At 59.9% G+C, this 10,220-nt stretch carries 6 protein-coding genes; 1 reads left to right on the top strand and 5 read right to left on the bottom strand.

Annotated elements, in window-relative coordinates; all coding sequences use genetic code 11:
- On the bottom strand, positions 1-5,805 hold a 5,805-nt coding region (locus HMPREF2993_RS02315), incomplete at its 3' end, for a G5 domain-containing protein (RefSeq protein WP_141758244.1).
- A 389-nt stretch (positions 5,806-6,194) separates the two neighbouring features.
- On the bottom strand, positions 6,195-6,971 hold the full coding sequence (locus HMPREF2993_RS02310; protein ID WP_070700812.1) for a hypothetical protein: 777 nt from the start codon (positions 6,969-6,971) through the stop codon (positions 6,195-6,197).
- Positions 6,972-7,132: 161 nt separating this feature from the next.
- On the opposite strand from HMPREF2993_RS02310, the gene HMPREF2993_RS02305 reads away from it, so the two are divergent.
- A complete protein-coding gene (locus tag HMPREF2993_RS02305) occupies positions 7,133-8,272 on the top strand; it encodes an Mrp/NBP35 family ATP-binding protein (RefSeq protein ID WP_210401538.1) in 1,140 nt (379 codons plus the stop codon).
- Between the two features lie 7 nt (positions 8,273-8,279).
- Here the strand turns inward: HMPREF2993_RS02305 and HMPREF2993_RS02300 are convergent, their stop codons facing one another.
- The 3 genes from HMPREF2993_RS02300 to sigE all read right to left on the bottom strand — a co-directional run bounded on the left by HMPREF2993_RS02300 (position 8,280) and on the right by sigE (position 10,118).
- Positions 8,280-8,852, bottom strand: a complete 573-nt coding sequence (locus tag HMPREF2993_RS02300; RefSeq protein WP_070700806.1) for a twin-arginine translocase TatA/TatE family subunit — start codon at positions 8,850-8,852, stop codon at positions 8,280-8,282.
- 67 nt (positions 8,853-8,919) lie between these two features.
- Entirely contained in the window at positions 8,920-9,369 is a 450-nt protein-coding gene (locus tag HMPREF2993_RS02295; RefSeq protein ID WP_049154393.1) for an anti-sigma factor family protein, read from the bottom strand.
- Between the two features lie 83 nt (positions 9,370-9,452).
- On the bottom strand, positions 9,453-10,118 hold the full coding sequence (gene sigE / locus HMPREF2993_RS02290; protein ID WP_046648302.1) for an RNA polymerase sigma factor SigE: 666 nt from the start codon (positions 10,116-10,118) through the stop codon (positions 9,453-9,455).
- Positions 10,119-10,220 lie beyond the last annotated feature (102 nt).

Genomic DNA, 10,220 nt, shown 5'->3' with positions numbered 1-10,220 from the left:
CGGGGTCTCGGTCGGCTCGCTCGGGTCCGTGGGGTCGGTCGGCTCGGTCGGGTCCGTCGTCGGGGTCTCGCTTGGTTCCTCGCTCGGCACGCTCGGCTCGTCACTCGGGCCTTCGCACTTGCACTTGGTACCCACGCGCAGCCTGCGTGGCTGCGGGTCTTTGATGACCTCTTCAGAGGTCTCCGGATCGCCTACCGGCTGACCGTTCTTGAGCTGCCAGGTCTTGGTGATCTCCTTCTCACCAAACTGACCTGCCTGGTCCTCGACAACCTTGCCCACCTCGAGGTTCGGGTCGTACTCGATCAGGGTGTCGTACGGGGTCTTCTCGGTGTGCTTATCCGTCAATGTGGACTCGTGGTCCTTAGCCGGACCAACCTCGATGATCTGCTTAACCGGCTCGCTCACGGTCGACTTAGTGGGCTCACCCTTGGTGACATTGCCCTTGTCGTCGACCTCGACATCAACGATGTGCTTTATCTCACCAGGCTTGCCTTCTTGGACAACCTTGGTCTCACCAGGCTGCAGCTTGGGGTTAACTCGTACCTCAACTTCAAACGGGGTGTTCTCAGTCCATTCGATCTTGGTAGACGTCGGCGTTCCCTTGGTGCCCACCTTGATGATCTTCTTAACCGGCTCGGTCACACGCTGGGTCTCGGTCTTTGTGTCCGTAACCTCCGAGTTCACGATGGTCAGCGTCGTAGTGACCTTGTCCTTACCGAGCTGGCCTTCTTGGACAGTCTCCTGCTTACCCGCTTCCATCGTGTCATCGAAGATGACCTCGGTTTCGAATGGCACATCCTTGACATACTCACTGGTGTGAGTGCCTTCCGACTTAGTGCCCACGCGGATGATCTGCTTGACCGGCTCCTTGGTGCGCTCAGTCGTCACTTCAGGGTCACCCGAAGGCTTGCCATCGACGATCTTCTGAGTCGACGTCACAACCTCGGTGCCAAGTTCACCCTGCTGGTCAACCTTCTGTTCGCCCTCCTTGAGGGTGTTGTCAAAGACAATCTCGGTCTCGAACGGAACCGGCTTCTCAACCTTGGTCACCACGGTGGTGTCCTCAGCCGCTGGGCCGTACTCGATGATCTCGTTGACCGGGTCCTTAGTCTGCTTCTCCTCCGGAATGACCGTTGCCTGGTCTCCCTTGGCGGTGAAGTCAGCGGTGTAGGTCTTCTCGCCAGGCACGCCCTTCTGGACGACCTTGATCTCACCCGGCTTCAGCTCCGGGTTCGGACGGGTAATAACCTCGAACGGAACCTGGGCAGTCCAGGTGACCTTCTCGGATGCCTCGGACGGCTTGGTGCCGACCTTGATGACCTGATCGACCGGCTGCTTGGTGATCTCCTCAGAGATCTGCGGATCGCCCGGCTTGGAGTTGACGATGTCGCGCGTGATCGTCACAGTCTTCTCGCCCGGCTCACCCTTGGTGGTCACCTTGGACTCGCCGGCAGGCAGTGTCGGATCGAACTCGATCTTCACGCCGAACGGAACCTCAGACTTAACGGCCTCAGTGTTGGTGCCGGTGGTCTTGGTGCCAACGCGGATGATCTGCTCGGTCGGCTCCTTCGTGCGCTCAGATGTCACGACCGGGTCGCCCGAAGGCTTGCCGTCTACGATCTTCTGAGTCGAGGTCACAACCTCGGTGCCGAGCTCGCCCTGCTGATCGACAACCTGCTTGCCCTCTTCCAGGGTGTCATCGAAGACGACCTTGGTCTCGAACGGAATCGGCTTTTCAGTCTTGGTCACGAGCTCACTCGGAGCGAGGCCCGGGCCGTACTCGATGATGCGCGGCTTGGCTTCCTTGGTGGTTTCTTCCTCGGCTATCTGTGCCTCGGAACCCTTAGCGGTGAACTTGGCGGTGTAGGTCTTCTCGCCGTTCTCGCCCTCCTGAACAACCCGGGTTTCACCAGGCTTCAGGTCTGGGTTCTCGCGAACCTCAGTCGGGAAAGGAATCGGGACCGTCCATTTAACGTCCTTGGCACTCTCAGCAGGCTTGGTGCCGACGACGACAACTTCGTTGACGGGAGCCTTGGTGCGCTCCCAGCTACCGTCCTTGTTCTGCTTCTCTTCGCCCGGCGCGCCCTTGGTCTCAACCTTGTGGGTACCGGCGGGGATGGAGTCGTCGTACTTGTACTCGACCTTGAACGGAACCTCACGGGTCGGAACATCGACTACGTTCACCACTGCCTTGGCAGTGTCCGTGGAATCGTCTTCATAGGTAACCGTTACGGGAATCGTGACCTGCGTACCTGGTTTGGCATCCGCCGGTGCGGTTGCGGTTACCTGGCCGTTGTCGTCAATGCTGACGGTCCAACCTGCAGGAACCTCACCCAGCTTGTAGGGGTTTTCCTTCGCCACGTTGACGTCGACCGGTTTCTCGAGTTTCACCGGCAGCTTCGCAGTCTCACCCGGGTAGACCGTCTCTTCGGGGTAGGTCGGATCTGCTTCCCAGTTGTTGGTCAGCTTGACGATGGTGCTGACGGGGACATCATCCACCGAGCCATCTGGGTAGGTAACGGTGATCTTGTTGTCGTGCTTATCGCCTGGCTTAGCGCCAGCAGGCGGGGTCACAGAAATCTCACCGGTGTCCGGGTTGATCTTGTATTCCCACCCGTCAACGGTTGTCTCAGTGATTGGATTGTCACCGTCCACGCCGAAGGCAAACTTGGACCCTGCCGGGATGTTGTTTGGCTTGATGGGTCGATCGATCTTCTTGCCTGGGCCCGTTACTTCCACGGAGTAATAAGGCTCGTTGACGTCCTTCTGCTCCTCAATCACCTTGAACGGTGCGAAAACAGTCTCCTTGGAACCGTCCAGGTACGTAACCTCCACAGGAACCTGGATGCCGTCGCCAGCCTTTGCGTCTGCCGGCGGGGTCGCGGTCACGATGCCGGATTCGTCGACCTTGACAGTCCAGCCCTCGACGTTGTCGGGTGCACTGAATCGCTTCGACTTATCTTCGGCCAAGTCACGCTCAGGAACCTTGGTGTCATCCAAAATCGGGGAGGCCTTCTCGACGCCAGGCTTCGTGGTCTTCAGCTCATACTTCGGCTCGTAGATCTGGCGGTGCTTACCCCTCGCCACCACGGTGGCGATGGTGAAGTCGCGCGAACCATCCTTGTAGGTCACGCGAACTGGAATATCCGCAGAAGACCCCGGCAGTACATTCTTGCCGATCGGCGTGGTGATCTCACCCGTGACTGGATCAATCTTCACCTGGTCCCAGGTCAGGTTGCGCGGAGGTGCAATGTAGTCCGGATCCTTCGGGTCAGTCACGAGGGAGAAGCGCGGTTCAGCAGCATCACTCAAGTACGTGCGGTCGACCTTGCTCGTCACCGTGGTGCCGATATCACCGGTCACAGTCGGGTAGGAAGGCTGGTTCGCGCGCGCGTATGCATCAACGACGGTAAAGTCCGCCGGCACACTTGCCTTGGAACCATCAGGGTAGGTGACTTCTACCGGGATGGTGACGGTAGCACCGTTCGGCACGTTTTCACCAGGAGTAGCGGTAACTGTACCGCTCTCATCGATGGAGAACTCCCAATCCTTAGGCCACTGATTTTTCGGAGGCAGCTTGTATGTGGCCTTCTTCGGATCATCCAACAAGGTCGTGATGTCCGACTTCACCGGCTCCCCAGCCTTAGTGAGCTGGGGACGGTAGAAAGCGTTGTCCTCGCCAGAGCCGTCACCGATAACGCTGATGGTGCCAGTAGCGATCTGCGGGTTCGCGCCACTCGGGTAGTACACCTTCACCGGAACGGTGAGCTGCGCGCCCGGCAGTGCAGACTTCGGGATGGTGGAGGTCAGCTCACCAGTATTCTCATCGACAGTGACAGTCCAATCACCCACCTTGTACTCGGTGCTGCCGTCTTCAAAGGTGTAGCGGTTGGGCTCTTCGTCGTCTTCACTGCCGCCCAGACCCACCGGGGGCATGACCGGCTGAAGCTTCACTTCCTCCTCAGGCTTGCCGGAGACAGCGGTGTAGTCCGGCACCTTCACGTTGTTGACTACTTGGAAGGAAACATCGACTTCGTCGATCGTGCCATCCGGGTAGGTAGCCCTGATCTTCGGGGTGATCGTCGAGAAGTTCGGGGCATCCTTCGGGGACTTTGCGGTGACCTTACCGTTCTCATCCACGGTCACCGTCCAGCCTTCCGGCACACCTCCCACTACCTCATAAGACGTCGGGGTGAAGGGGCCGTAGTCATCAATGACCTTGCCCACAGTCAGCTGTGCTTCGATGTCCTGACCCGGAACGCCCTTAGTGTTGCCCGGGCTCTGGAGCTCCGAGACCTGAGTGTTGTTGTGGTCCACCGTCACAAGCAGCGGGATAATATCCCGCGAGCCATTGGAGTAGGTCACGATGACGCGCGGTTGGGCAAAGGTGCCAGGGGCTGGGTTTAGCGGAGCGGTGACGGTGACTTCGTAGGTATTGGGATCCATCTTGACATCCCAACCCGAGTAGACGTTCTTCTTATCCAGCTTGACCTCGGCGTCAAAGCCGCCGTCCTCGCGCTTCTTCACCAGGTTCGAAATCTTGTCCCCGGCCTCCTTGAACGTGACTACCTGTCGTTCCTTGGTGGGCTTGTTGTCCTCCACCCCGGAGATAATTGCCTGTTGGTCGGGGTTATACTTCGGGTCGTGGAACTGGGTGTCATCGAAACTCCACTGGTGGTTGGCGATAACGTTCGGCTTGCTATAGCGCGTCAGTGAGTTGGAGCTGTCGAAGACTTGGGTATCGCCAAATTCATTGTTGTTCTCACCGGCAGCCTGGAGCTGATCCACAGTACGCGGCTTGGCCAGCACGCTGAAGCGCATTCCCTGTTGATCGCTCAGCTTCGTGCCCTTGTACTCCGGCATGGTGTATTTGATGGTGCCGTCGGCGTCGATGGTCAGACGCTGCTGACCACCGGAGGCATCGGTGTCGCTCGTTCCGATGAAGTTGCCCTGGGCGTCGTAGGCTTCCACGACCATGCGGGACATGGAATCGTCGGTGCCGCCGCCAGTGATAGCAGGTACGTTGATCTTGCCGACCTCGAGCACCTCGCCCGGTCTGATGACCAGCTTCTCCTGGTTCTTCCACGACACCGTGATCGGGTTACATTCGATGTTCTCGCTCGGCCACGGGTTCACGATGGCCGTAAAGGATGCGTTGCTTCCCTGGGTGGCAAACGGACCGGAGGTTCGGTCAGTCTTATAGTTACCCTGCCAGGCGTAGCGTACCGGGTTCGCGGCAGTGGCCTCAACGAACTGCTTGACTTCCGCATCGGTCAGTTCCGCGACAAGGTTCAGGTTTCGCTGTCGCCCAGAGCCATCAATCTTGAGGAATTCGTCGGCCTTGTGTGTGACTACCTTGTCAACAAAGGTCTGGCCCGCGTCCGTAGCGGGAATTTGAGCTACATCGAGGTACCCACCCATAAGGCCTGAATTGGTAAAGGCCCAATCAGCGAATGTGCGGTCCTTCGAGTTGTCAAAGGAGACGCTCAATCCCCAGGCTTTCTTGTTGGGGCTGGACGCAGACGGCTCAGAGGTATACCAGCTGAAACCAGCCTGGCTACCATTCTCAGCCTTTCCCGAGACAACACACGAACCGGCCGGCAGGTCGGAGGCCTTCTGGGCATCCTGCTCCACCGCTCCCGACTTGTCGCGGATGCCGCCGCTCAGGGCGGCGGCGGCTTCGGGGACCACAGTATTAAAAGAGGTGATGCTGAGGCCGCTCAGCGCGAGTGTAATAGCAGAAAGTGCTGCTACTCCTTTACGGGAAGAGGGCCGACGGGCCGAGCCACTTCGTGGTGCATTCATTCCTTAGGTCCTTTCAAATGCAGTACCCTGCCCCACCCCACAGTGCGGAAACCCGAAAGCCGCGGCGGCTTCTCAAGGCATTTCCTCACAAATTCGTTTAAGGATTGACAGGAAATAGGCAGGTGAACGTTAGAAATTGTACCCTCCCATACATAAACCCGCAAGAAAAACAGGGTTTTACCTGGAATCTTTAAGAATAAGTACACAAGCGCGTGGGAATTATAGATTTCCTGGAATCGACCACTCTGTGAGATACTGATCGGTTTCCACACGTAGGGAGTGGGGCGGTGCGGCGAGACGTCGCCAAGCAGGGCGTGTCCAGCGCCGTTTTATACAGTCCTAGGTTGTTCCCCCAGGCGCCGAGGACTCCACCCCCTAGCTTGTCTCTTCTAGGATTCCTCGTGGACCAAATCCGAGCCACCGGAAGAGTTGGAGTCACCTTCTTCATTGAGGTTCTGCATGAGGTTGGCCTCCATCCAGGCGCGCACGGTCTCCTCAAAGTCCTCGGAGTCTTCTACTTTCTGGACCACTTCATCGAGGTCCTGCGCGGTGAGGAACTTGGTAAAGGAGGCAACTTCCAGCTTTTCATCGCGGTTGAATAGCCCGTCTTGGTAGACCACAACGTAATTCTGTGGAAGCTCCGGCTTTGAATTAGGGCAGCCTTCGGCACCGGCGGGCTCCACCACGGAGACCTCCGGGGGCAGAGACGCCATGAGCGCGACGTGGGTGCGCTCCAAAAAGTCCACGTCCTTGGTGCCTTCTTCCTTGGCAGCCACGTAGTCCTTGGAAATCGCGCGGGCCTCCTCCGGGTTGTAGACGCTTAAGAATTCACCCGTGCAGCCCACGAAGAAGTTGCCGTTAGTGCTGACCCCGCTGATGTGCTCCCCTCCTTGACGCACCAGCATTGGCTTCTGAGAAACGGTAGCCGCGCGTCCCTCATCGCGCAGGGTCTGGCGATAGATCTCCGCCAGCACGCGCTGCTCATGGGAAGTCGGATCAATCATGATGGTGATCGGCGCCGAGTTCACTGGGTTCGGTTCCGGCTTGGGTTCATACCCAGAGCAGGCGCTTAACGACGCCCCCACAACCCCCACCAAGGCCACCCCAACAATGCGGGCGAAGGTGCGGGAATGTGCAATAAGGCGGGGCATCAGAATCAGGCGCATTCTTTCTATTCAACCGGACATGTCGAGCACACATGTCGCTGTTCTTCAGGGTCCAAAGTCCGCAGCGCTGGGCCGCAGCATCTGGCTGAATTTTACACGCCCCGCTGGCCAGACGGCGGGGTGGCTCTCCCCGATAGCACGTGACTAGACTAATGCGCGTTATGACTAGCGCTATTACTGAATCTTCCGTTCGCGACGCGCTCACCCGCGTCGATGACCCAGAAATCGGCCGCCCCATCACGGAGCTCGGCATGGTGAAGTCCGTGACTGTTAACGGTTCGGACGTGGATATCGAGCTTTATCTCACCATCGCCGGCTGCCCAATGAAGGGCACCATCGAGTCCAATACCCGCGCGGCCGTCGCAGAGCTCGACGGTGTCGGCGACATCAGCATCTCCATGACGCCGATGAGCGACGAGCAGCGTAAAGAACTCAAGCAGAAGCTGCGCGGCGGCCAAGCCGAGCCGGAGATCCCCTTTGCCAAGCCCGAGTCCACCACCCGCGTGTTCGCGGTGGCCTCCGGCAAGGGCGGCGTGGGTAAGTCCTCCGTCACGGTGAACTTGGCGGCTGCCTTGGTGAACAAGGGGCTCAAGGTGGGCATCGTGGACGCCGATATCTATGGCCACTCCGTGCCCAGCCTGCTGGGTTCCACGGCGGGCCCCACAGTGCTTGACGACGAAATGCTGCTTCCCCCCGTCTCCCACGGCATCAAGCACATTTCCATTGGCCAGTTCGTGGAGGGTAACGCGCCCGTCGTCTGGCGCGGGCCCATGCTGCACCGCGCCCTCCAGCAGTTCCTCGCGGACGTCTTCTGGGGTGACTTGGATGTGCTCCTGCTGGACCTGCCGCCGGGTACTGGCGACGTGGCTCTGTCGGTGGCCCAGCTCATCCCCAATGCGGAGCTGCTGATTGTGACCACCCCGCAGGCGGCCGCGGCCGAGGTGGCCGAGCGCGCAGGTTCCATCTCGCAACAAACGCGCCAGCGCGTGGCCGGCGTGATTGAGAATATGGGTGCGATGGTCATGCCGGATGGCTCCACCATGGATATCTTCGGCTCCGGCGGCGGCAGCGTAGTAGCCGAGCGCCTCAGCGTGCTGCTGGGCCACGAGGTTCCCCTGATGGCCAGCATCCCGCTGGATCCGAGCCTGCGCGCGGCTGGCGATGCCGGAACCCCCATCGTCATCTCCGCGCCCGACTCCCCCGCTACCCAGGCCATCAACAAGGTGGCGGATTCGATCGCGGTGCGCTCCGATTCCCTCGTGGGCAAGAAGCTCGGCTTGGGTGTCACCCGCAAGGGCTAAATAACCCTTAGGTGACGTCCTCCCAGGAGGAGCTGCCCTCGCCGGTGGATGCATTTCCGCCGCGCGGGGGCTGTGTCGTTTTAGCCGCCTTCTCCCCCGCTGGCTGCTGGGCGCCAAGGTCCGGATAGACCTGCGAATAATCGAAGGTCGGTCGGCCAGTGTTCTGCTCCGGCGCTGGCTGCGCCGGCCCCTGCTGGTTATGCGCGGGTTGGTTGTTTATTTCCGCGTCATGCTCATACGGGCTGGTGCTCTTCTTGATGTCCTCTGCCATCTTCTTCGGGTTGAAGTCGTCCCAGGCGGAATCGTCGCCGTCGAAAAGCGCCTTGGTGATAACCCCGCGCGGCCCCATGCGCGTCCACTCCGCCGCCTGGCTCAGGGGCACGCGGAGGTCGTCGAACTCCGCGCCGAGACCGCTCATCTCACCGTTGAGCTCCGCCTTGGCGTTCGCAATGGCCTTGCGCGCCGCGTAGATAGCCGCGCGGACGTCCATGATCACGCCGGGCAAGCGCTCAGGGCCGATGATCACCAGCCCCAGCAGCACGATGACAATGATCTCTACCCAACCAATTGAGGAAAACACGAAACTATCTTAACTACTTCGCTAGTGATGACAGGGTGACGGGCGCGCGGAAGGCTTCGGTCTCTTGTTAGCCCCGCTGGTTGTGACGGATAGCGCGCACCACCATCTCCACCTTGTCCAAGAAATCCTGGCGTGGCTGGTGCGCAGGAGCTTCCGCATCCGGACCGGGCCCTACGCCCTGATGGGCGATGCCAGCAAGCTTTGCCATCAGGGAATCAGGAGCCTTGACATGGGATTCCACGCTGCATTCGCGGACCCACTCGGCGGCGTTGCGCTGGTGGTGGATTTCTGCCCGGCATTCCGGGCAGTGCACGAGGTGGATGCGTACGCGGTGGGCATATTTGGCGGGCATCTCGCCGTCGACGAAAGCGACGACCGCCTCGGGCCCCAAATGGCCGATAGTATCTGCCCGCTGAGCGCGGGCCTTTGCCTTATCGCGGACTTTGGCTTGGGCCTCGGTGAAGAACCCGGACAGACTCAGGGACTGGCCGTCGCTGCTATGTCCTTCTTCTTTCACCTCAACGTCACCTCACCTCAGTGCGCGCTCCTCTGCCCTAGGCGGCAGAATTCTCGCGGTCTCAGACTTAAACGCTGCCCAGTCTAGCGCGTACGCAGCAGGCTGCGGGTGTCTGCGTTGCTCTCGGCTTCCTTCTCCAGAGCGGCACGCAGCTGGGAGCGGCCGCGGTGGATGCGGGAGCGCACGGTGCCCATCTTGACGCCGAGGGTTTCGGCGATTTCGTCGTAGCTCATGCCCACGACATCACAGAGAACCACGGCCACGCGGAAATCCGGTGCGAGGTTATCGAGCGCGGACTGCAGCGCCGGATCCAGGTTAGCTACCGAATAGGCCTGCTCCGGGGTCATGTCGGTTCCGGGGACGCGCTCATAATCCTCCGGCAGGGCCTCCATGCGGATCTTGGAGCGGTGGCGGACCATGTCCAGGAAGAGGTTGGTGGTGATGCGGTGCAGCCAGCCCCCAAAGGTTCCCGCTTGGTACTTATCCAAAGAACGGAAGACGCGCATAAAGGTCTCTTGGGTGAGGTCTTCAGCATCGTGCTGGTTGCCGGAGAGGCGGTAAGCCAAGCGATAGACATCATCGGCGTGCTCGGCCACGAGTTCACCCCAGGAAGGCATATCGGCCTGGCCGGCGTCGAACGCAGCGGTTCCGGTCAACTTCTCAGTTTCAGCGCTGGCATCATGGCTGCCAGTGGCGGAGGAATCGGTGGAACGGTGAGCGGGCTCAAACTCGCGCTGCTGTGTGGTCATGCCGAATATCTTTCTATAGTGCGCGGCGAAACTCCAGCCACGGCCCTGTGAGCAACCTGTGAATCCGTCACACCGCTTACATGCGCTTCTTGCGTCACAGCT

This window comes from Corynebacterium sp. HMSC068G04 (assembly GCF_001814885.1).
Taxonomy (GTDB): Bacteria; Actinomycetota; Actinomycetes; order Mycobacteriales; family Mycobacteriaceae; genus Corynebacterium; species Corynebacterium hiratae.
The sequence above is the reverse complement of the archived record's forward strand: the minus strand, read 5'-3'. Positions and strand labels throughout refer to the sequence as shown.